Annotated in this window: 25 protein-coding genes and 2 pseudogenes; 8 read left to right on the forward strand and 19 right to left on the reverse strand. The window is 51.2% G+C overall.

Annotated features, from left to right (window positions below; all coding sequences use genetic code 11):
• Window positions 1–18 precede the first annotated feature (18 nt).
• From G3578_RS20310 to G3578_RS20340, 7 genes are all read right to left on the reverse strand, one after another.
• On the reverse strand, window positions 19–1,689 hold the full coding sequence (locus G3578_RS20310) for a long-chain fatty acid--CoA ligase (protein WP_165215604.1): 1,671 nt from the start codon (window positions 1,687–1,689) through the stop codon (window positions 19–21).
• Window positions 1,686–2,444, reverse strand: coding sequence for an SDR family NAD(P)-dependent oxidoreductase (locus G3578_RS20315; RefSeq protein WP_165215605.1), 759 nt, complete (start codon window positions 2,442–2,444; stop codon window positions 1,686–1,688). The genes G3578_RS20310 and G3578_RS20315 overlap by 4 nt, the downstream gene beginning before the upstream one ends.
• 24 nt (window positions 2,445–2,468) lie before the next feature.
• Window positions 2,469–3,443 carry a quinone oxidoreductase family protein gene (locus tag G3578_RS20320; RefSeq protein ID WP_165215606.1) on the reverse strand — a complete coding sequence of 325 codons (975 nt, stop codon included), beginning with the start codon at window positions 3,441–3,443 and terminating at the stop codon, window positions 2,469–2,471.
• 60 nt (window positions 3,444–3,503) lie between these two features.
• Window positions 3,504–4,598, reverse strand: a complete 1,095-nt coding sequence (locus tag G3578_RS20325; RefSeq protein ID WP_165215633.1) for a phosphotransferase family protein — start codon at window positions 4,596–4,598, stop codon at window positions 3,504–3,506.
• Window positions 4,599–4,611: 13 nt separating this feature from the next.
• On the reverse strand, window positions 4,612–4,833 hold the full coding sequence (locus tag G3578_RS20330) for a 3-hydroxyacyl-CoA dehydrogenase family protein (protein WP_346774042.1): 222 nt from the start codon (window positions 4,831–4,833) through the stop codon (window positions 4,612–4,614).
• An 86-nt stretch (window positions 4,834–4,919) separates the two neighbouring features.
• The gene (locus G3578_RS20335; RefSeq protein ID WP_165215609.1) at window positions 4,920–6,125 is read right to left on the reverse strand and encodes an acyl-CoA dehydrogenase family protein; all 1,206 of its coding nucleotides are present in this window, start codon (window positions 6,123–6,125) and stop codon (window positions 4,920–4,922) included.
• Window positions 6,126–6,456: 331 nt separating this feature from the next.
• A complete protein-coding gene (locus G3578_RS20340; protein WP_165215610.1) occupies window positions 6,457–6,807 on the reverse strand; it encodes a hypothetical protein in 351 nt (116 codons plus the stop codon).
• 108 nt (window positions 6,808–6,915) lie between these two features.
• Here G3578_RS20340 and G3578_RS20345 point away from each other — a divergent pair, with 108 nt between their 5' ends.
• Entirely contained in the window at window positions 6,916–7,596 is a 681-nt protein-coding gene (locus G3578_RS20345) for a Crp/Fnr family transcriptional regulator (protein WP_165215611.1), read from the forward strand.
• Between the two features lie 50 nt (window positions 7,597–7,646).
• Here the strand turns inward: G3578_RS20345 and arcC are convergent, their stop codons facing one another.
• From arcC to G3578_RS20375, 6 genes and pseudogenes are all read right to left on the reverse strand, one after another.
• Window positions 7,647–8,594: a carbamate kinase gene (gene arcC, locus G3578_RS20350; protein WP_165215613.1), complete on the reverse strand. Its 948-nt coding sequence runs from the start codon at window positions 8,592–8,594 to the stop codon at window positions 7,647–7,649.
• A gap of 24 nt (window positions 8,595–8,618) precedes the next feature.
• Window positions 8,619–10,037, reverse strand: a complete 1,419-nt coding sequence (arcD, locus tag G3578_RS20355) for an arginine-ornithine antiporter (RefSeq protein WP_165215615.1) — start codon at window positions 10,035–10,037, stop codon at window positions 8,619–8,621.
• 38 nt (window positions 10,038–10,075) lie between these two features.
• On the reverse strand, window positions 10,076–11,065 hold the full coding sequence (gene argF, locus G3578_RS20360; protein ID WP_206529909.1) for an ornithine carbamoyltransferase: 990 nt from the start codon (window positions 11,063–11,065) through the stop codon (window positions 10,076–10,078).
• A gap of 37 nt (window positions 11,066–11,102) precedes the next feature.
• Window positions 11,103–12,335, reverse strand: a complete 1,233-nt coding sequence (gene arcA, locus G3578_RS20365; protein WP_165215617.1) for an arginine deiminase — start codon at window positions 12,333–12,335, stop codon at window positions 11,103–11,105.
• A 516-nt stretch (window positions 12,336–12,851) separates the two neighbouring features.
• A pseudogene (locus tag G3578_RS21065) lies at window positions 12,852–13,010 on the reverse strand (response regulator transcription factor); the annotation flags it as partial.
• A 330-nt stretch (window positions 13,011–13,340) separates the two neighbouring features.
• Window positions 13,341–14,285 carry an L-lactate dehydrogenase gene (locus G3578_RS20375; protein ID WP_165215640.1) on the reverse strand — a complete coding sequence of 315 codons (945 nt, stop codon included), beginning with the start codon at window positions 14,283–14,285 and terminating at the stop codon, window positions 13,341–13,343.
• Window positions 14,286–14,642: 357 nt separating this feature from the next.
• Here G3578_RS20375 and G3578_RS20380 point away from each other — a divergent pair, with 357 nt between their 5' ends.
• The 4 genes from G3578_RS20380 to G3578_RS20395 all read left to right on the forward strand — a co-directional run bounded on the left by G3578_RS20380 (window position 14,643) and on the right by G3578_RS20395 (window position 16,787).
• Complete coding sequence (locus tag G3578_RS20380) at window positions 14,643–15,164, forward strand: DoxX family protein (protein WP_241254737.1); 522 nt, start codon at window positions 14,643–14,645, stop codon at window positions 15,162–15,164.
• Window positions 15,165–15,204: 40 nt separating this feature from the next.
• The gene (locus G3578_RS21410; protein ID WP_481752761.1) at window positions 15,205–15,360 is read left to right on the forward strand and encodes a universal stress protein; all 156 of its coding nucleotides are present in this window, start codon (window positions 15,205–15,207) and stop codon (window positions 15,358–15,360) included.
• A gap of 64 nt (window positions 15,361–15,424) precedes the next feature.
• Complete coding sequence (locus tag G3578_RS20390; RefSeq protein ID WP_165215621.1) at window positions 15,425–16,279, forward strand: universal stress protein; 855 nt, start codon at window positions 15,425–15,427, stop codon at window positions 16,277–16,279.
• 145 nt (window positions 16,280–16,424) lie between these two features.
• Entirely contained in the window at window positions 16,425–16,787 is a 363-nt protein-coding gene (locus G3578_RS20395; RefSeq protein WP_165215623.1) for a hypothetical protein, read from the forward strand.
• Window positions 16,788–17,356: 569 nt separating this feature from the next.
• Here G3578_RS20395 and G3578_RS20400 read toward each other — a convergent pair.
• Window positions 17,357–17,890 (reverse strand): magnesium chelatase subunit ChlI family protein, encoded by a 534-nt coding sequence (locus G3578_RS20400; RefSeq protein WP_165215626.1) that lies wholly within the window; start codon window positions 17,888–17,890, stop codon window positions 17,357–17,359.
• Here G3578_RS20400 and G3578_RS20405 point away from each other — a divergent pair.
• Entirely contained in the window at window positions 17,890–18,300 is a 411-nt protein-coding gene (locus tag G3578_RS20405; protein WP_241254738.1) for a helix-turn-helix domain-containing protein, read from the forward strand. The genes G3578_RS20400 and G3578_RS20405 overlap by 1 nt on opposite strands.
• Before the next feature lie 359 nt (window positions 18,301–18,659).
• Here the strand turns inward: G3578_RS20405 and G3578_RS20410 are convergent, their stop codons facing one another.
• The 5 genes and pseudogenes from G3578_RS20410 to G3578_RS21315 form a co-directional block, all read right to left on the reverse strand.
• Window positions 18,660–19,892 carry a hypothetical protein gene (locus tag G3578_RS20410; RefSeq protein ID WP_165215628.1) on the reverse strand — a complete coding sequence of 411 codons (1,233 nt, stop codon included), beginning with the start codon at window positions 19,890–19,892 and terminating at the stop codon, window positions 18,660–18,662.
• Between the two features lie 104 nt (window positions 19,893–19,996).
• Window positions 19,997–20,122 (reverse strand): excalibur calcium-binding domain-containing protein, encoded by a 126-nt coding sequence (locus tag G3578_RS21415; RefSeq protein ID WP_206529910.1) that lies wholly within the window; start codon window positions 20,120–20,122, stop codon window positions 19,997–19,999.
• Window positions 20,123–20,325: 203 nt separating this feature from the next.
• Complete coding sequence (locus G3578_RS21420) at window positions 20,326–21,087, reverse strand: thermonuclease family protein (RefSeq protein WP_481752760.1); 762 nt, start codon at window positions 21,085–21,087, stop codon at window positions 20,326–20,328.
• A gap of 135 nt (window positions 21,088–21,222) precedes the next feature.
• On the reverse strand, window positions 21,223–21,402 hold the full coding sequence (locus tag G3578_RS21310) for a topoisomerase DNA-binding C4 zinc finger domain-containing protein (RefSeq protein WP_346774043.1): 180 nt from the start codon (window positions 21,400–21,402) through the stop codon (window positions 21,223–21,225).
• Window positions 21,403–21,456: 54 nt separating this feature from the next.
• Window positions 21,457–21,630, reverse strand: a pseudogene (locus tag G3578_RS21315) (restriction endonuclease); the annotation flags it as partial.
• A 125-nt stretch (window positions 21,631–21,755) separates the two neighbouring features.
• Between G3578_RS21315 and G3578_RS20430 the strand changes: the two are divergent.
• Window positions 21,756–22,046: a transposase gene (locus tag G3578_RS20430; protein WP_035300391.1), complete on the forward strand. Its 291-nt coding sequence runs from the start codon at window positions 21,756–21,758 to the stop codon at window positions 22,044–22,046.
• 50 nt (window positions 22,047–22,096) lie between these two features.
• A partial coding sequence (locus G3578_RS21425) for an IS3 family transposase (protein ID WP_206529912.1) occupies window positions 22,097–22,381 on the forward strand: 285 nt, incomplete at its 3' end.

A 22,381-nucleotide genomic window follows, 5' to 3' on the forward strand; every position in this document is an offset into this window, starting at 1 on the left:
TTCAAGGAAATGAAGGTATCATGCGTTTTGCCGCTTGCTCCTCTCCTGTTCCTGCAGCACTCTCCACAAGATTTTTCCGCTTCCGGAAATCGGCAGCCGATCGACGAATTCCACGATCCGCGGGTATTTGTAGGACGCCATCTGCGTGCTTGCCCAGTCGATCAGTTCCTGCGCGCCCGTCTTGTCCCGGCAGCTTTCCCGCAGCACGATATACGCTTTGACCTGCTCCCCTCTGCGCTCGTCCGGCACCCCGATGACACAAGCCTGTTCCACGGCCGGATGCTTGTAGAGCACCGACTCCACTTCCGTCGGCCAGACTTTGTACCCCGCAGCGTTGATCATCCGCTTCACCCGGTCCACCATGAAGAAATAGCCCTCGTCATCGAATTTGACAATGTCCCCGGTCCGGAAAAACGGCTTCCCTTCCTTCCGGACAAATGCTTGTTCCGTTTCCTCCGGACGTTTCCAGTAGCCCTTGAAAACCTGCGGACCATGGACGATCAATTCCCCTTCTTCTCCCGGCCCCAGCTCCTGCAAGGTTACCGGATGGACCACTTTCGCCTCCACGTCAAATGACGGGATGCCCAGACACTGAAGCTTCGGGCGGTCAGGCGGGTTAAAGTGGGTTTGGGAGATGGTTTCGGTCAAGCCGTATCCTTCGACATACATAAGACCGGTCAGCTCCAGCAGCTTCTTGCCGACCGCTTCAGGCAGGGGGGCACCCCCTCCCGCGATGTAGCACAAGGACTGCACGTCCTCCCTGGTCAAGCCGGGAGTGGAAAGGAAATCGATCAGCATGGTGCTGATGTTCACCCAATGCGTGCAGCCATGCTGCCGGATCAACCACTTGGCTGTCTCCCGGTCCCACCTGGTCATCAGCACGATCGTAGAGCCGCTGAAGATGGGGGCATTCATGCTGTGCTGCATGCCGGTCACGTGAAAAAACGGCAGTGCAGAAAGAGAGACCGTGTCGGCCGTCAGATTCCCCCAGGCGACGGAGCCGAGGATATTGGCCTGGACCGTACGATGGGTGTGCATACATCCCTTGGGTATGCCGGTCGTACCGGACGTATACGGCAAAACGGCCATATCGTCAGTGGAGAAGGCCACGGCGTCCGGCGCACAGCCGGCTGACAGCGCTTCGCTCCACGGAGTCACACGCTCATCCTGCATCCGTTCACTCGCGGCCAGCAGAAACGCCGGGAGCGGCTCCTCTCCGCTCGGATTGGCGTACTCCGAATAGGCGGCGGTGATCACATGTTCCAGTGGGGTTCGTTCCAAGAGCGGCGCGATCCGGTCATACAGCTCCTGTCCGACGACGGCCACTTTTGCTTCGCTGTCCTCGAGGTAAAAAGCAAGTTCCTCCGTCGTATTCATCGGGTTGATAGGCACCACAACCGCCCCCGCCCGGAGAATGGCATAGTACGCCATGATATAGGGCGGAGAGTTTTGCATGTAAAGAAGGACGCGGTCCCCTTTGGCGACGTTCAGCTTCTTTTGTAGAAATCCAGCCATGTTGTTCACGTCATCGTCCAGTTCCCGATACGTGATGACACGACCGTAATACCAGATGGCCGCCTTGTCCGGATAGCGGTTGGCGGAGACTGCCAGGTTGGCATCAATGGTGGTTTTGGGAACCGTGAGCGTCGTCGGCAATCTTTTGGGCCAGAAGGCAACATGACGGTTCATGCCAACGTCCCTCCGTCAATGAAAATCGTTTGGCCGGTGATGTATTGGGAGGCATCGGAAGCCAGCAGCAAAACGGTTCCCGCCAGGTCGTCCACTTCGCCCAGCCTTTTGATGGCCAGGGAAGAGAGCACTTTTTGCAAAAAGGCTTCGTTGGACAATTCCGCCTCGTTGATCGCCGTCTTGATATAGCCGGGACCGATGGCGTTCACCTGGATGTTGTACCGCGCCCATTCCTTGGCGAGGGCTCGCGTCAGATTGATGACGCCGGCCTTGCTGGCGCAATACGGGGCGATTGCAACGGCCCCCATCGCGCCGGCGACGGAAGCAATATTGATGATTTTCCCGCCATGCTGCTCCTTCATGACCTTCGCCACGGCTTGGGCACAGAAAAAGACGCCCTTCAGGTTGGTATCCATCACCTTGTCCCAATCCTCTTCCGTTACGTCCAGCGCAAACCTGGTTATGCCGACGCCCGCATTGTTAACCAGAATATCGATGCGGCCGAACCGCTCCTTTACCGTCTGCGCCATCCGGTGCAGCGCAGCCACATCCTGCACGTCTACGGCCAGCGCGAACGATCGCCGGCCCATGGCGCGGATCTCCTCCGCTACCAGCTCTCCCTCCGCTGCATGGCGGCTGACGACCACCACATCGGCCCCGTGCGATGCCAGCGCCCTCGCCATGCCTGCTCCCAGGCCCCTGCTGCCGCCTGTTACAATCGCCACGCGGCCGGTCAAATCAAACAGGCTCTCCATTCCGTCCCCTCCTCTGTGAACCGGCTAAGGAAGCAGCACGACCTTGCCGGTGGTCTGTCTTCCTTCCAGCCGCTCATGGGCCTTTTGTGCTTCCGCCAGCGGCAACGTTTCCCCGATGATCACCCGCAAGGCGCCTTCCCCGAGATAGCCGAGCAGCTCCCGGACACTCTCCCTGTACAGCGCGGAATTCTGCATGACATGGACCAGCCAGAACCCGATGACGCTTGCACTGCGCTGCATCAGGAGCGCAGGGTCAAACCGGGTCTCGGTGCCGCCCGCTCGTCCGTAGACGACCAGACGGCCAAACGTCGACAAGCAGTGCAAGCTTTTTTTGAAAATCTCGCCGCCCACCATCTCCAGAATGACATCCGCCCCTTTGTTGCCCGTGATGTCCATCACCCGGTCGGCCCAGTCGTCCTCGCGGTAGTTGAGCCCGACATCTGCGCCCAGCGAGCGGGCAAGCTCCAGCTTCTCCGGGCTGCCGGCCGTCGCGATGACCAGACCGGCGCCCATCCGCTTCGCCAGCTGGACAGCCAGCGTACCCACGCCGCCGGCTGCCGCGTGCACCAATACCGTTTCTCCCGGACTCATGCGGGCCGATGTTTTCAAGATATGATAGGCGGTAAGCCCCTGCAGCAGGATGGCAGCCGCCTGCTCGAACCCGACGCCTTCCGGTATCCGAATCAGCTGCTTCTCGTGCAGCGTCACATACTCCGCATAGCAGCCGCTCTCCGTGAGCGCAACGACCCGGTCGCCCGGTTGGAAGCCGGCCACCTCGGGCGACACTTCTGTAATCACACCGGCCACTTCCGAGCCGGGTATGTACGGCAGCGGAGTTTCCGCCAAATAGCGGCCGTATCGCCGAGCCGTATCGGCAAAGTTCACGCCTGCCGCCTTGACTTGCACCAGCACATGGCCCGGTTTTACCGCTGGCACGGGAACCTCGACGACCTGCAGCACATCGGGCGGTCCATACGTCTGAAACTGAACGGCTCTCATCGTGATCAACTCCTTTGTCTTCTTCCATGGCTAGGTATTCAGGCATCCGCCGCAGGGACGTCAGGGTTGTCGCGCCATCTCCTGCGCGGCGGCCAGCAACGTGCGCGTGAACGCCCCATACCTTTCAAACCGCTCGTCCTGCGTCTGCCCCTTCTTCCAGCGGTAGTAGATTTGTTGGCAGATGACCGCCAGCTTGAAGTAGGCAAAAGTCAGGTAGTAGGGAAGGCGGGAAATGTCGCGTCCGCTTTTCCGGGCATACGCCTCGATAAACTCCGCCCGTGTCATGAAGCCGGGCAGCACGGTGACGGAAGGCTTCCCCATCCCGTATTTGAGGAGATCGGGATCGCCATCCTGGGTCCAATAGCTCAAGGCGCACCCCAGATCGGCCAGCGGGTCTCCGATGGTGGTCATCTCCCAGTCGAAGATGCCCACCATCCGGCTTGGATCTTCAGCGTCAAACATGACGTTGTTCAGCTTGTAATCGTAATGGATGACCGCCGGCTGCGGGGATGGGGGCACATGGTCCGCCAACCACCGCTGCAGCTCTTCCACGCCCGGGATCTCATCCGTTTTGGCCCGCTCGTACCGCGCGATCCAGCCGTTTACCTGGCGCGTCAGAAAGCCTTCGGGATAGCCGATGCCTCCTAGCCCCGCCGCCTCGTAATCGATGCCGTGCAGCTCCACCAGCCGGTCCACCATCGTCTCCGAGATGCGGCGGCACAGCTCTGGCGTCGGTTCCCACTCCTCCGGAAACTCGGTATTCAGGACGACGCCATGGCGCCGCTCCATGACGAAAAAGGGGCTTCCCAGGACAGCGGGATCGTCACAGTATGCATACGGCCGGGGAGCCAACGGAAAAACAGGATGAAGCCTGCTTAGGATCATGTATTCACGTCCCATGTCGTGGGCCTTGGGCGCCACGGGGCCGAGGGGAGGGCGGCGCAGGACGGCCTCCCAACCGCCGATCCGCAATTCGTACGTCAGATTTGATGCCCCATTGCCAAACTGCCGGATGACCAGCGGGGAACGATCCGCGATGCCAAGCTTTTCGCGCAGATAGCGTTCCAGCCGCTGTACATCCAGCTCCTCCCCCCGGCGTACGGCAATCGTATCCCGACGCGCGGACATGCGTTTTGCCTGCTCGTTATCCGCCATACCATCACCTTGCCTATGCATCGTCATCCCATCCTTTGCCGGTTTTCCGGCCCGGTGTCCCCGCCTTCCCCTTCTCTTCGGTGCATGCCGCAGGCTTAACTGCAGGATCTCCTGTCTCCGCATAGCGCTGCTGCACATTACAAGCCGTATCAATGCCCGACAAACCCATCAAGGCGAATGGGCCGGGCGGATGATGGAGGCCCTTCATGCAGACACGGATATCGCCGATATTCATGCCAACCCTCCTCGACATTTGTTTGGTGGCGATGGTGCCGGAACATTCCAGGCGGTCGGTATCTTGACCGTCTTCTATAACAGATGCTATGAATACGCTTTCAATTCCAATTTGGCGATAGCGGCACGGTGAACTTCATCCGGTCCGTCAGCCAGCCGCAGCGTCCGGGCATTGGCCCAATGGGCGGCCAGCGGAAAATCTTCGCTCACGCCCGCCGCGCCAAGCGCCTGTATCGCGCGGTCCAGCACCTGCAAAGCCATATTGGGAGCGACCACCTTGATCATGGCGATCTCTTTTTTCGCCGCCTTGTTGCCCACGGTGTCCATCATATACGCGGCTTTCAGGGTGAGCAGGCGCGCCTGCTCGATCTCGATGCGGGAGTTGGCGATCCATTCCTGCATCACTCCCTGTTCCGCCAAAGACCTGCCAAAGGCGACCCGTTCCTTCACCCGCCTGCACATGATCTCCAGCGCCCGCTCCGCCGCCCCGATCAGGCGCATGCAGTGATGGATCCGTCCGGGGCCAAGCCTTCCCTGCGCGATGGCAAAGCCTTTTCCTTCCCCCCAGATGATGTTGGAAGCGGGAACCCGCACCCGGTCATATTCAATTTCCGCATGGCCGTGGGGGGCGTGATCGTAGCCAAAGACAGGCAGGCGGCGTGTGATCTTCACTCCGGGCGTATCCAGCGGGACCAGAATCATCGCATGCTGTTCATGTTTCGGCGCCGACGGATTCGATTTGCCCATGACGATGGCAATCTTGCAGCGCGGATCGCCCGCCCCCGACGACCACCATTTCCGGCCGGTGACGACATATTCGTCCCCGTCCCGCTCAATCGTCGTTTCGATGTTGGTGGCATCGGATGACGCCACAGCGGGCTCCGTCATGGAGAAGCAGGAGCGGATCTCGCCGTTTAGCAGCGGAATGAGCCACTTCTGTTTCTGCTCTTCGGTGCCGTAGCGGACCAGCACTTCCATGTTGCCCGTGTCCGGTGCGGCGCAGTTGAACACTTCCGGCGCGATGAAGGAACGTCCCATGATTTCGCACAGCGGCGCGTATTCAAGATTGGTCAGTCCTGCGCCGTATTCGCTCTCCGGCAAAAACAGGTTCCACAATCCCGCCGCCTTGGCCTTTGCCTTCAATTCCTCCATGATCGGCGGTACATGCCAGCGATCCGGCCCTTCGTTCAGCTGGCGCTCATAGACCGCTTCATTTGGATAGACCACTTCGTCCATGAACTGTGTCAACCGCCGCTGCAGGTCCTTTACTTTGTCGCTGTAATCAAAATTCACGTGCATGCCTCCTTGGCAAACAGAATACTAACCGGTTGGTATTGTAATTATATTACAACAATTCAGGCGATTCAATTGGGAAAAGATGCACGCCTCCGTCCGTCTGAAAGGAAAACGGCATGCTCACCCGTTATTTCCATATGGCGAATCAGCTTGGAAATCAACTCTTCAACCGAGATCGTTTCCTGTTTTTCTACCTGCTCCGTTTTATCAAAATAGGTGAACGTCACAGTATCCCCATCATCCGCCAAAAAAGCGCCGAGCGGCTAACGCTTGGCGCTTGATATACCGACCAAGCCGTTTCCCTATTTTCCCATTCCCTTTAACCGGGTTACTCTTGTTGGAACAATCTGCATTGTTCAGAGCAGTATAATATGTCTTTCCAGGTAAAAAATTCTTTCCCGCATCCTATACAGGTAACAGGCCGAATCATGACCGCTTCGTCTTCTTTCTGCAAAAACGCCAGTTCCAATCGCAAGAAATCACGAACCGTCTCAGTTCGGGGATCGTATTTGTACTGATCCCAGACCGCCTTCAAATCCAGGTCGACAACGGAACGATCCGCCAGCTGCACCCTGAGCAAAAACACGTCCCACTCTACGATTTGCAGCCCCATGCTGTACAGTTGTTCCTCTACCGCTTGATAGAATTCCTTGCGGCTGAGATGGGTGACCGGGCTCATGGACACCCCCCTCCTTTCTGAAAGGTTAGAGAAATTGTCATGATCGCCGCACTGGTTTTCGTTCATCAACGTTTAAAATATAAGTAACGCTGTCTGGGAGGTGTAAAAATGCGACTCGCATTGGAACGCCACTATCATCATTTCCCTGTGTTTCACAATCTTCCTGACAAGCGAATCCAGGAGATTCTGGAAAACGCTTTCTGCAGAAAGTACCACAAGGGGCAAATCCTGTTCATGACAGAAGATCCGCGGGACCGAATCTACTTTTCTCTCAGCGGGTACATCAAACTATCTGAGATGAACGAAGATTGCTCCAGCCAGTTCTTGATGTATCTGAAACCCTACAGCATGTTTCCCTACGTCGGGTTGTTCCAGGACAAGTTCTACCGATTTTCAGCGGAAGCCGTCACCGATATTGAAGTGCTCTACATTGCAACGGCCACATTTGAACGTCTCGTGCAGAATGACCCCATGGCTCTGATCAATCTGATCAAGACCATGGGAGACAAAGTGTATAAACATGAAGTGCGAATCCAGAAATTGACCCAGGTTCACGCATCCGACCGGGTACGCCATCTGATCGGTTTCCTGATGCAGGATATAGGAGAGAAGACGGATTCTGCCGACTTCTGTATCCCCTGCCCAATCACAACGACCGATCTGGCCAAAATGTCCGGCACCAGCCGGGAAACGGTCAGCCATGTCCTGCAGGAATACAAAGCGGCCGGGAAACTGGATATTTCCCACAAAATCATCACCATCAAGGATCCCGCATTCTTTTTGACTTGATGGGATGAGAAAGAGAGGCCGGTTTAACCCCGGCTCTCTCCCTCCTTTTATCAGCGGGCGAAAATTCGGGTGCCTCCCTCTCCAAGCAGGGCGGCGTAGGCTTTTTCCAAGGATGTGATGATGGCGGTTCTACCGGTTTTGGATTCCGCAAACTTCACCGCCGCCTGCACTTTCGGAAGCATGCTGCCCGGAGCAAAATGTCCTTCCTGAATGTATTGCTTCATCTGCTCCGTCGTAACCGTTCCCAAATCCGTTTGATTTGGTTGCCGAAAGTGGATCGACACTTTCTCCACAGCCGTCAGGATCAGCAGGATGTCGGCGTCGAGCTGTTCAGCCAGTTTTTCGGCAGCTAGGTCTTTGTCAATGACCGCTTCCACTCCCTCAAGTGTTCCGTCCTCCCGGCGAATGACCGGAATTCCGCCACCGCCGACCCCGATTACGATGTAGCCGTCATGAACCAGGTCCCGAATGACTTCTTTTTCGACTATATCTATGGGAATCGGGGAGGGAACCACCCGCCGCCATCCCCGGCCGGCATCCTCCTTGAACACATGGTTTTTCTCCCGCATGATCTTCCGTGCTTCCGATTCCGTATAGAAGGGACCGATCGGCTTGGTTGGATGGTCAAAGGCCGGGTCATCGGGATCCACCACCACTTGTGAAATGACGGTGGCCGCTTCTTTGCGAATGCCAGCCTTAACCAGCGATTTGTCAATGGACCGCTGCAACCAGTATCCGATCATTCCCTGGCTCATGGCGTCACATGTGTCCAGCGGCATTGCCGGAGTTTTGGCCGTATTTGCCGCATGCTGCTGCAGGACAAGATTGCCAACTTGCGGTCCGTTGCCATGGACCACCATAATTTCATATCCTGCCTTGATAATATCCAACAGTTGTTCGGCGGTTTCTTCGCATACTTTCTGCTGGGACTCAGCAGTAGCCAGTTCGTTTTCTTTCTGCAACGCGTTTCCGCCAAGAGCGATCACGACTCTTTTCATGTTGTACTCCTCTCCATCCCATATTTAAGGTGCTATGGTTCCGTTTGCCATGAGGGCGATGGAAACGGCCGCCATGATCAGGATAACGGCGGCAGCGCCCAGTTCATACCCCTTGAACGGCTTTTCTCCTTGTTCCTTGCGCGCCTTCAGGTAGAAGAAAATTCCCGGCGCGTACAGGACGGACACCATCAGAAGATACGACAGCCCTGCCGCATAAACGAGCCAAATCGAATAGATCGTGGCCACGATGCCAAGGAACAGGTCCTTGCCGCGTCTTTCTTCCCCGCCGTAACTTTCACCCGTATAAGCCAGCTTCAATTGGTACAAGGCGGAGAACAGGTAGGGCAGCAGAATCGCGACCCCGGCCATGGAATAAAGCGCTTTGTAGGTGGATTCTGAAAACAGCACCAGCAGGATGAAAGTCTGGATTAATCCGTTGGTCAGCCAGAGGGAGGCACTGGGAGTTCCGTTTTCGTTCTCCCTGGCCAGCCATTTCGGCAACACGCCATCCTTGGCGGCCACATAAGGAATTTCCGATGCCAGGAGGGTCCATCCCAGCAGGGCTCCCAGCAGGGACACCACCAGACCGAGATTGATAACCGCCGCTCCCCATTTGCCGACTACCGATTCCATGACGTATGCCATCGAAGGGGGTTCCAACTCCGCCAATTCCGGTTGGCTCATAACTCCCAACGAGAAGATGGAGATCAACACGTAGATCAGCATGGTGACAAGCAATCCCATGACGGTAGCCCGACCGACATCCCTGCGCTCTTTCGCACGGCCCGACAGCACGACAGCGCCTTCCACCCCAATAAACACCCACAGGGTTACCAGCATGGTGCTTTTGACTTGTTCCTGCACCGTCGGCCAATCAAATCCACCTTTCCCCCAGAAATCCTGATGGAAAATGTCGGCTTTGAACGCGAAGATCATGATGATAATGAACAGAAAGATCGGCACCAGTTTTGCGATGGTGGTTATCAAATTGATAAATGAAGCTTCTCTGACACCTTTCAGGACCAGTGCGTGGACGACCCATAGAATGATCGTTGCCCCGATGATGGATGCCAGGTTATTGCCTTCCCCGAAAACCGGGAAAAAGTAGCTGAGAGCACTGAACAAGAGCGTGGCGTAGGCTACGTTTCCCAGCCAGGCGGAGATCCAGTAGCCCCACGCCGAGTTAAAGCCCAAAAATTCGCCGAACCCGGCCCTGGCGTAGCTGTATATCCCACCGTCCAGTTCCGGTTTGCGCAGGGCCAGATTCTGGTAAACCAGCGCCAGGGCAATCATGCCGATACCTGTGATGATCCAGCCGACAATGACCGCCCCACTGTTGGCTCCGGACGCCATGTCGCTCGGAAGGTTGAAGGCGCCTCCACCGATCATGGATCCGACTACCAGTGCGGTCAGGGAGAACAGTCCGAGTTTATTCTCTTTCATTGTTCTCACTCCTTAGATTGGTTGCTCCTTCAAGGCAACTACAAGGTTGCCGCCATGATGGCTTTGATCGTGTGCAACCGGTTTTCCGCCTGGTCAAACACCAGTGAATGCCTGCTCTGGAACACTTCATCGGTGACCTCCATCTCCCGGAGCCCATATTCCTCATAAATTTTTCGCCCCACTGTGGTTTCGAGGTCATGGAAAGCCGGCAGACAGTGGAGGAAGATAACGTCCGGATTGCCGGTCATGCGGAGCATGTCCATGTTGACCTGATAGGGTTTTAAAAGGGAAATACGCTCTGCAAACCGGTCTTCTTCTCCCATGGACACCCAAACGTCAGTGTAGATGACATCGGCCCCGAGGACTCCTTCTTCAATATCTTCCGTCAAGGTGATGACCGCTCCCGTGTTTTTTGCAATCGCAAGGGCGGTTTGCACGAGATCCTCTTCCGGCCAGAGCTGTTTCGGTGCCACAATCCTGAAATCGAGTCCCATTTTGGCGGAACCGATCATCAGCGTATTGCCCATGTTGTTCCGGCCATCACCGACGTAGGCCATTCTGATTCCTTCCAAGCGGCCAAAACGCTCCTTAATCGTAAGGAAGTCAGCAAGAATTTGCGTCGGATGGTATTTGTCGGTGAGCCCGTTCCATACGGGAACCCCTGCGTGCTTAGCCAGTTCTTCCACTGTTTCGTGATTGAAGCCGCGGAACTCGATGCCGTCGAACATTCTTCCGAGAACCTTGGCGGTATCGGCCACCGATTCTTTATTCCCCAGCTGGATATCATCCTTGCCCAAGTATTCGGGATGGGCGCCAAGATCCACGCAGGCTACCACAAATGCGCAACGGGTACGGGTGGACGGCTTTTCAAACAACAGGGCGATGTTTTTGCCCTCCAACAGTTTCGGCAATACTCCCGCATATTTCTGGGCTTTCAACTGCTTGGAAAGATCCAGCAGGAATCCGATTTCCTGCGGCGTAAAGTCTTCCAGTTTCAAAAAATGTCTCCGTTTCAGATTGAATGCCATATCGATCTCTCCTTGTCAGGGAATAGTGTTGATAGGTTCAGATATCGTCTCGGATCAACGGCATGCTCATGCAACGAGGGCCCCCGCGTCCGCGGGCCAGTTCGGAACTGGGCACTTCGATCACCTCAACCCCATGCTCCCGCAGCAATTGGTTGGAAACATAGTTGCGGTCGTAGGTAATGACAACCCCCGGTGCGATGGCCAGTGTGTTTGAACCGTCATTCCACTGTTCGCGGGCGGATGCAATCGAGTCACCGCCTCCGCAGGGGATCAGATCCACCTCCTGCAGGTCCAGCACTTCTTTCAGAGTCTGGATCAGGTTGTTACGTTCGGTAATCTTCACGGTTCCTTTTTCTTCGCCCGGTTCCAGGATAAATATCCTCATTTCCCCGTACGGACCCAGAATGGCTGGATGGACGGTAAATTTGTCCCGGTCGACCATGGTGAATACGGTGTCAAGGTGCATAAAGGCGCGTGATTTTGGGATTTCCACCGCAACGACTTTGCGAATGTCCTTCTGGCCGGCAAACAGGCTCAACGCAATGCGCTCGATGGCCTGCGCAGTGGTCCTTTGGCTGACTCCGATGGCCAATACATTCTTGCTGAGAACCAGTTGGTCACCGCCTTCCATTGAGAACCGGAATTCGCGGTTGAACCAGATGGGAATTTTGTGGGACGCGTAGCGCGGATGGTAGCGGATGATGTACTCCATGAACAGCGACTCGCGTTTTCGGGCCCCCCGGTTCATCCTGTTTATGGAAATTCCGTCGCCGATAACGGCGGCCGGGTCCCGGGTAAAGTACAGGTTGGGCATCGGGTCCAGGTAGAAAGGGTAGTGGTCTTCCATGATTTCGTAGAGATGAATCTTCTTCTCTTCCTGGATCTCGTTTTTCCGTATCCCAGCCATAACCTGTTCCACTAACTTTTCATTGGGCAGGGACAGCAGATATTCTTTGAGATGATGAAATGCGCCGTTGATGTTGGCTTTGCTCTCCTCCAAAAGGTCGTCCACAAACTGTTCTCGGATCTCGTTTGAACTGAGAGTTTCCGCGACCAGCTTTTCCAAATAGACCACTTCGATGCCTCGGTTGCGAAGCGCTTGTGCAAAGTAGTCATGTTCTTTCTGGATTGCCGGCAGATAAGGAATATCATCGAACAGGAGCCTTTCCAAATATTCCGGGGTCAGGTTTTCCACTTCTTTGCCGGGTCGATGAAGGAGCACGGTACGAAGTTCACCGATCTCGGACGTAATGTGCAGAGGATGTTTCATCGATTTCTCCTCCTTGTTGATTGCTGAAAGGAACGTTCCTTATCTTCAGTATAAGAGGTCGAATCGTGTCGGATTGTGAAGATGGCGCCAATCATTTTGTGAAATTATTCACAAATGAATTCTGTGATGGTTTGTGTTTATTCTCCAAAATGTATACATATACAAACGTTTCACAATCCCTCAAATGATGGATGGAATTGAAGCAACGATCTGCAGCTTTGGGGGGGAGGAACTGTTTTCTTCAGATCCCGAAGAAAACGAATAAAACTTGCATACGCGATGAAACTGAACAAATTGTGAATATCGTTTTCCAAAGTAACGTAACCGCTGTCTGTCATTGCAACTCATTCGCTTCCGAGCAAAGATGCGACTGCCCGTCGAAAATGACAACACCGTCCCTCCATTACGGGGACGGTGTCTTTACGTTGTTAAACCGGTTCACCGTGGATCTGGTTTGTCACCTGGTCAAAGACCGGAAGGCTGTTTGAAGGAAGAAAATCCACTGCGAATTTGCCGTTACTCGAAATCTAATAGTCCTTTTTTCAACGCGTATTTCACCAGTTCGGCGCGGCTTTTTAGGTTTAGTTTCTCCATCGCTCTTTGTTTATGGGATTCAACCGTTTTTACCGAGATAAAGAGCTGCTCCGCAATCTCTTTGTTCGTGAAGCCTTTGGCACGCTCCTCCTGATAATGCGGTATGGCAATGAAAGATTTCAGTTGTTCAGTTAGGATAATCGCATAATCTTGAATCTCCTGATAGGTTCTGATGGACAGATGATTCATCACAAGAGGCCTGTCAAGCTTGATTACCCGGCCGAAAATCCCTTGCCGCATGGATGTTGTCATCCGTTTGTATCGGTTGCTTCGATTCCCGACAGCTTGCAGCCATTTGACTTCTCCGTTTTCATTCGCATATGCCAACGCTGCGTAGTCGGATCGTGTATCGACGCTTGCTCTTTCCAAAAAGGTTATCATTTCCTCGTTTGTCACATGCGTGCCTCCAGATTAAAAACCGATTGATGTTAACAACTCTTTAAGCTTGCCGGCGGATCTCTGAAATAATTCGCGTTCTGTATCGCTCAAAGGAAGAGAAACAATTTGTTCAATTCCATCCTTACCGATTATCGCCGGTACACCTAAGCAGACATCACTGACTCCCAGATAATTCTCCAAATAACAGGAGACGGGCAAAATGGACTTTTGGTCTTCCAGAATGGATTCACAAATACGGGCAAGCGCAAGAGCGATCGCATAATTGGTTGCCCCCTTGTTTTCGATAATTTGATAAGCGGCATTCTTCGTATTGTGGAAGATTCGGTCCTTTTGTTCCGGCGACAAGTAAAATTGACTTCCTGGATCGTTACTTGCCACGTTAATTCCCGCTACTGTCAAAGAACTCCATAAGGGGACCTCTGAATCACCGTGTTCACCAATGATGAGTCCGTGAACACTGCGTGGGTCGACCTTTAATGTATCGCCGATGAGATATCTGAATCTTGAGGTGTCTAACAGCGTGCCTGATCCGATCACGTGGCCTCTTTTCCAGCCTGATAATTTTAATGCTACTTGCGTCAGGATATCCACTGGATTGGTTGCGACCAACAATATCCCGGACTGATTATGCTTGTTGATCTCGCCAATGATTTCTCGAAAAATGGCGACATTGCGGTTCATCAAATCAATTCTTGTCTCTCCTGGCATTTGTGCAGCACCTGCAGCAATCACAATGATGTCAGCATCTTTGCAGTCCTCAAAACCGCCCGCTTTGATATTTACCGGTTGCGTTAACATTAGCCCGTGATTGAGATCGAGTACGTCACCCAGCGCTTTTTTTCTGTTTTTATCAATGAGGATGAGCTCGTTCACCAAGCCTTTTAATAAAACGGTAAAAGCAAATGTCGATCCAACCTCACCGCATCCAACAATGACGATTTTCCTTGATTTCCCCATCTCTTCATTACCCGCTTTCATCACGTAATGCCATAAGTGTAGAACATTTCCTCGAACATGTAAGTCGGGAAACTCCCTATTCCTAAGGGAAATTCTCCTGATTTTTTCATTTTTGTTCCTGTACGATGAAACAATGAGTCCGTGACGCGGGCCATTTCCTGCCCAGGCTGAGCAGCCTTCCCCTTTCTTCAGCATTTCCTTCCACAGAAATCAGGGAGGGCTCTCCTGTGTTTCAGGGAGCTCCCCTACATACAACGTCATCCCATCGCCCCTACAATGAAAGTGAGCCCTCGGTCAAAACGAACGCGTTTGACTGAAGGCTTCATCCAATCAGATCATGTGATGGAGATGACCGTTTTGATCGTCAATTGGCTGCGAAACAATGGGTATGCTTCTGTCCTGCTGTTACTCGCCCGTTTATACATCGGGTGGGAATGGCTCACCGCTGGCTGGGAAAAGTTGACTGGTGCAAAAGGTTTTAGCGCCGCCAAATTCCTGCAGAACGCTGTCGCTCATCCCGTTACCAGCCATAATGAAGTGGTGTATCCTACCTACACAGCGTTCCTGCAAAGCTTTGCCCTGCCTCATGTCGAGCTGTTCAACTTCCTGATTCCGTGGGGAGAGTTTCTTGTGGGTCTTGGTTTGATTCTCGGCTGCTTGACCACTGCTGCCGGATTCTTTGGAGTGATGATGAACTTCGCTTTCCTGCTGGCCGGAACCGTCTCCTCTAACCCTCGGATGATTTTGTTCGGAGTCTTCCTGTTAGTCGGCGGACGCAATACGGGCGCCATCGGTCTCGACCGCTATCTGTTCCCGCTTTTCGACCGCTGGTTTCATAAGCCCCCCAACAAACCGGTAGTCCTGAAACCGAAAAAATAACAACGAGTTGATGAATCAGTAGAGGGAGGAATTGGTGGATATGTTTCGAAAAGTTCTAGTCGCTGTAGACGGGTCGGACGCTTCAAATAAAGCGGTGCAATGGACATGTAAAGCCTTTCAGGCATTGCCGCAAACCCATTTTACCTTTCTCTTTGTACGCCAGCCTTTCCCACCGATGGCGTTCAGCAGCGGTTAGTGCTCCATCATGCCAAATGCGCTGTGCTGGTCGTTCGCTGACCGTTGGAGAGGGGGATTTGCTCATGATACGCATATTGCTGCCCATAGATGGTTCCGAACCATCCAAGCGCGCCTTGGAATCCGCCCTGGCGTTGGCAACGCAAGAAGATCATCTGACGCTTCTTCATGTGTTACAGCCGTTTCCCGCCCAGCACACCGTTCACTACCTGAGTGCCAAGCGGATCAAAGAGATTCAAAGCCAAGATGCGATGCGGATGATGGCCCCCTTTCTGCAGCAGGCGGAGAAGGAGGGCATCCCGCACAGCTTGCATGTAGCGTACGGCGTCCCCGATGAGATCATCGGGCGCTATGCAGAAAACAACCACGACCTTGTCATCATGGGGACGCATGGATACGACGCCGTCTCCAGCTTCCTGCACCACAGCGTCAGCTACCCGACCCTGCAGCGCCTCACCATTCCCGTCGTGCTGATACCGGAAGCAAAAATGAACCCCCGTCCCTTCCGGAAGATCCTCATCGCTGTCGACGGGTCGGAATACGCATGGAAGGCGGCCGAGGCAGCCATCAACCTCGGACGTAGAACAGAAGCACACTTCTCCCTTTTGCATGTGGTTGTTCCTCCCATCGTGAACACCGGCCTGGAAAACATGGAATGGACGAGCGATGCAGAACTGTTGGAGAGCGGCAAATCCGTTGTCGAGAAATACGAGCAGCGGTTCATCTCTCATCAATTGCCCTATACGACCCATGTGGCTGTCGGGGATCCTGGCCACCTGATCCAAGCGTTTGCCGAAGAAACCGGCTCAGACTTGATCGCCATGGGCCATCGCGGCCTCAACCGGCTCGCCGGTATCCTGCTGGGCAGCGTCGTTTACAAGGTGATCCACGGCACGAAGATACCTCTCCTTATCGCATAGATGCCTCGTCGTTACGTCAGTCGTTGGCATCGCCAGGTTGCGGGGTAAGAGAATCGAGTGGACATTCCACTCGATTTTTCTTTAGATGGAATGTAACAAAAAGGAAATCTATAACGTCTAAACGTGACGATGAGGAGGTGGAATGATGAAACTTGTAGCAATCTCCATCACGCTCATCCTGCTGATGAATTTCAACGCTCTTCAAGCCAATGAGATTGGGAATGTTGCAAAGAAAGAACCAGCAACGGAAAACTGTATCAATAAAATTGATGAATTTGAACCAGCTATCATGTGGAATAACATCACGTATAAGAAAAACTATGAGTCGGATACGACTGGCTTGCGGCGGCGCGGAAAGAAAATCGGTGAAGTCGCATTCAAGATGAACGGAATGGTTTGCCCAGGATACAAAATGAAGAATGGCGATGCGACTTGGGCAAAATTAGGAACTCCCGTTTACCAGGTAACCGGATATAAGGAACGACTTTCCACTTCCCTTAAAAAGTAAAATTGGTTGCACGCTTCAACCGAGCGAGCCAAAGAAAGGCCTGGCGAAAAATGCTGTTCCTCCGTCCAATCATTTCCTTGCCTTGCTTCCGAATCCTTTCTGTTATGCTTGGTAACCAAGAATACAAACAGACCGGCATCAAAGCGGTTCCTGATCAAGCCACAGCGATCTCCGCACATGACCTAAGCGCATCGTGGAGCAACAACAAAAATAAATGATTTTTACTTCTTTAATTCCCCCTTTTAGGCGATTTTTGTACGCTTAGATCCGCCCTGTTCCTGAGACCCTTAGCAGGCATAAGAACACGGATTCAGACCGGATGATGACCGCTAATGGCGATTAGTGGACGGCTTAGCGTAAAGAAAAACCAGATTCTAAAAATCATCATTATTGTATATTTTATCAAATACTGACTAAATCCCTATTTATAATGATAAAGCCAACCATCCGGATGGCTTTACGTGCACAGACAACGTTCTTTCTCCAATAAGCTCATGAAAGTAACCTGCTGCCGCCTGCGCAGCAAACCGGTTGGTAATCAACCGCTCGTAAAAATCGGCAATCATTCCTCATCCCATCACGCCGCGATCCAACGCCCGGTACCGGATCGCTTCCGCCACATGGGCCGCCTCGATCTGTTCCGCTCCCGCCAGGTCGGCGATGGTGCGGGCCACCTTGACGATGCGGTCGTAGGCGCGGGCGCTCAGGCCGAGCCTCTCGAAGGCCAACTGCAGCAGATCCTGGCCGTCTTTGTTCATGCGGGCAAACCGCCGCAGCTCCTCCCCGCTCATCGCGCTGTTGAACGGAAACTGTGGTCGCCGGGAAAAACGCTCGCATTGAATCTCACGGGCCGCTTCAACCCGCTTGCGGATCGTCTCCGACGGCTCTCCCGCCGCTCGTTCGTGAAGCAGCTGCACCGGCACGCGCGGCACCTCCAGATGCAGGTCGATCCGGTCGAGCAGCGGTCCGGACAGCTTGGCCCGGTATTTTTGGATCTGCTGCGGCGAGCAGGTGCATTCGCGTTGGTCGCGGGAGCCGTAGAAGCCGCACGGACAAGCGTGAAGAAAACACCGTTGACATTTTGATTGAAAAAGATGCTTCATTGTCACCAGCCTTGCCTGAGGATGACACTCCTGGAGGTAGGCTGCGGCGCGCTCGTCTTTCGAAAAACATGCTGCTCGTCGATCTTGCCAAAGCAACTGGTCTTAGCGTCGTATCGTTACGATTGGCTGATCAGAACAAGACAGCAATAACACCCCCTAACCTAAGAGTTCTGGCTGATGCTCTTGGTGTTTCCGTTGCATATCTTGGATGTTTTGAAAACCTTCCCGAGGAAACCCTTGGCCAACAAATTAAAAAAGCACGATTGTATCATGGTTATACCAAAGTAGGGTTCGCTAGGATTTTTGGGTTAAGTGCCCGAATGATTCAAGGTTGGGAGAAAGACGAGTATCTTCCCACAGAAAAGTATATGACCACCCTTTCTAAATTTCTTAAAATATTTGAGAAGTAGCGAGAGCCCTTCCGATCATGGAAGGGCTTCTGATTTTGGAGATAGTCCCCTTTCAATTTAAAAGGGGATATTGCTGTCATTTTTGGGGAACAAATATGTCTCCTAACCCATCGAAAGACGACGAGAGGGCCAAATTCATCTTTGGACTTATAAACTCGGGTTTTATTAATACCTAATCCTTGAGAAATCAAGGGTTTCCATGACATATGTTAAGTGATCCCGACTAGGTCAGACGCGACACCCCCCAGTAAATTTAGGACGAAAACGTTTCTTTCTTGTGCTGGTATTATCCATAACGACGCTGTTACTGCTCTTTACGAATTCCTCCTTGTATATTGGTTTTTCAACCAGTGGTAGATTTAATTTTGGGTTATAGTAAATGGTTGTTTTACGTCAGAAATACGATTAATTTTATATGATTCTTTTTCTTTTATCATCTCAAACTCAAGATACTTTACATCATTTTTGTAATATTCCACAACATATAGATACTCCGTAGTACCTTTAGATTTTTCTTGATCAATCGCCTCAAAGATTTGATAGTTTATTGGAATATTTTCCGTATTTTTAATATTCCAAAGCTCTTTTAATGTATCTTTAGGTACTAGTGAATATGGAAATTTACTATAAATGTTCCAAGATAGAGTATTAATAAACGAAGCAGCATCCTTCGTTATTAAAGAATGGTAATAAGTTTTAATTGTTTTCACTGCACCGCTATCACCATTTTTATACGTTTTCACCTTTATTGGTGCAGAAAGTTCAATAATTTCTAGTTTATCAATTTTTGAAAGAGGAATAACCACAGAAGTGGTGTTATCAAATGATAAATCATAACCATAAAAATAATTATTTACGATATCTATATAGAGGTAGCGTTTAAATTGATTGTTACTATATATATCAGCAAATTTCAAGGAACCACCTTTATTATTGAGAGCTTTCTCTACGTTAATTGTTTGGTCCGATATTCCAGAATAGATAAGAGAAATTATTAAAGAGAATACCAAAAGCAATAGGTGGAACAGATTATCACTTATTTTAAATTCTTTACTTTTATTATTATATTTTTCATTTTTAATGAATCCGATACCGTTTTTCTTATTTGTACTTTTTTCAATTATGTATAAACCAATTAAAAAATAAGTAAAAAGAACACAATAGTAAAAAATATTAATAATTAGAATTACTCCATCTATGTAACCGAGCAAATACCTTAAGTTTTCATTGTTAATGTTGTATAAGATGCATCCTAATACTACCAGCCAGATCACAACAGTTATGAAAAACAAAGTAGAAAAAAGTGACCAATAATAAACTTTGATTTTATTAACGACTGTAGTTTCTTTAAGGTATTTGAATAAAATTAATGCAAATGCCATTGAAATTACAAAAATATATAATATTTTTAATCCGTTTTTTATATAAAATTCAAAAGATGCGCTAACACCAGATAAGTCGAAAAATAAAGGCTTCTTCTTTAAAGAACCTAATAGCCCTTGAACATAAAAAAAACCAATAGTATAAACAATAAACGGGATTAACAACCAATAATCTTTTATTTTCTCAGCAGCTTTTTTTAAATCTTCCATATAGTTCTTCTACTCCCATTATCTATTTACTCAATTGTTAATACAGAAATTGTCCCCACTATTTAGACTAAGTAATTTACTCTAGTCCTCGTAATGTATTTTTGTTACTCACATGCCACACCGTCATTATCCCGGTCAAGCTTTGGTCGATATCCTGGCTCCCCACGATATATAGGAGCAGCTCCGGCAGCTCTGGCTTCACTGCAGTTCGCGTAGAACACGTCATTCATTATTTTTGGACCTCTTGTGATGGTTGTTGTGCTGCTGGCCGCGGTTTTGGTTTGTGTGTGGAAGGCGTGCTTTTGCCCGTTCCTGGTCCGTTTTTCTTCACGACCTCAGTATGATAACCGTCTTCCTGAGCATAGTTCTCAATCGACCAGATACCTACACCTGCTTTCTGCGCCTTAGCCTGGATCTCGCGATACTTGTCCACTTACTTCACGTTCGGGACATAAACGTATGCGACGCGGGCCAGTCCTTTCTCAAATAAGGCTTCTTGAACAGACTTCCCATCCACGTACACGTAGTAAAGTAGGCGTCCGTACTTATCGGGACCGTTGGTAACATCCTGCTCAAGTTCAACAGTTTTTCCGGTTACCATTTGCTTGGTGAACGCAGCAGCCTCTTTACCAAAAGGTTGCTCTCCTAACTGCGGATGGTGCGTTTCCGGGGTATCAACCAGCAAGAACCGGATCGTCTCCTCTTTGCCGTTCAGTTCCAATTTGATTGTGTCCCCGTCGATAGCCTCGATGACTTTGTCTTTGATTCGGGCGGGAGCAACGGTCGTTTGTTTAGTGGGTTCCTTCGATGTTGTAGATGTCACTTTTGATACCGCTGCTGTTGTTGAAGCTGTCGTCCCCACTGCCTTCGTCGTTGATTGCTCCGTTGAAGTACTGATTCCTGTTGCTGCCTCTGTATTCTGCGGTTCCTTTCCTGATGAACTCGACTGGCTCGTTGAAGTGGAGTTAACCGGAACTGTTTTTGCGGATTCATCTGCATTAAGCCAGCCAAGAAAAGTCAGGGCAAAGAATGAAGCTCCTCCAGCCAACCACTTCCCTGTTTTGTTTCCCAATCCTTTCTGATACGCTTGGTAACCAAGAATGCAGACTAGACCGAAAAGAAGGATTCCCACCCAATACGTAATGATGAAGTAAATGATAAACCCAATGATAATGAGACCGATGATATACTGCATTTCCTTCTTCCTCCTTCTTCTTTCAGAATAGAGGGATAGGACTTTTGTCATCAAGGGAGATGTTTCGACAGAAACCGACATAAAGAATCAACAACAAACCCGCCTCTGCTTATTGCGGAGACGGGTTCTTTCCTTTTACACCGCTTTTGTATTCCTACATTTGGGGTATGCTGAGCAACCGTAAAACTCTCCTCTGGGTCCTTTTCTCAGCACCATCTGGTTACCACACCGGTCACATATTAGTTGTTTTTGAGGCATTTGTTCTATCACTTGTTTCGGATTTGGTTTCGCTGCAGGGTTCATCTGGAGAATCATCTCTACAAGTGATTCGCGGTTGATCAACCGAACGCCATTTGATTTCCCCAGCTCATATGCAGCGTTAGTAAAGTCGCGGTTTGTAACTACCCAAGCCTCTGTAGCTCAATAATGAGCTTTTGAAGTGGTCACCTGTTGAACGGCTTCAACACCAACGTTTTTACTGTATCTCTTCGCTTGGACAACAATCTTTTTTTCCGTCCTTCTCAAGAACCAAGTCTGCCCCATAATCTCCAGTAGCTCTTGTCACTTTGGTCTTGTTCGGCACTGGGTTGGGTAATTTGGACTTTCATCAATCCTCTTTACACGGAGTTAAGACTAAGGATAACTTTGTGTAAAGGGGTTGTTTTTCTATGGTGCGTAAAAAGTATGACAAAGCCTTCAAGATAGCTGCCGTGATGCAGATCATGGATGAAGGAAAGAAGGTCTCCCATGTTGCGAAGGCTTTAGGCATTCTTCCTACGATGCTGAGCCGATGGGTGTATGAATATCAAACACACGGTGATGAAGCATTTACAGGTAACGGGAAACCAATCGCCAACAAGGATCTCGAAATCAGACGGCTACAAAAGCGCTTGGAAGAACTCGAAAGGGAGAATGAGATTTTAAAAAAGTTTCAGGCATTCTTGAAGGAGCCCGAGTAGCCAAGTATCGGTTTATTCAAAGCCACGTAAAAATCTATCCCGTCCGGCTCATGTGTAAAGTGCTTGGAATCAGCCCCCAAGGGTATTATGACTGGAAGAAACGCAGAAAAAGTCAACGAACCATCGACCAGGAAATTCTCGAGGAAGCCATTCTGCAAGTGTACAAAGAATTCAAGGGTCGATATGGCAGTCCCCGGATCGCTGTAGCGTTGTGCAAACGCGGCTTGTTTACCAGCAAGAACCGTGTCGCTCGCCTTATGCAGCGGATGGGACTGGCTGCCGTTTCTTATCGAAAACGAAGTCGGATCGGACGGAAACCAAAAGGATCGGGAATC

The sequence above is a fragment of the Brevibacillus sp. SYP-B805 genome, from assembly GCF_011059135.1.
Lineage (GTDB): Bacteria > Bacillota > Bacilli > Brevibacillales > Brevibacillaceae > Brevibacillus_F.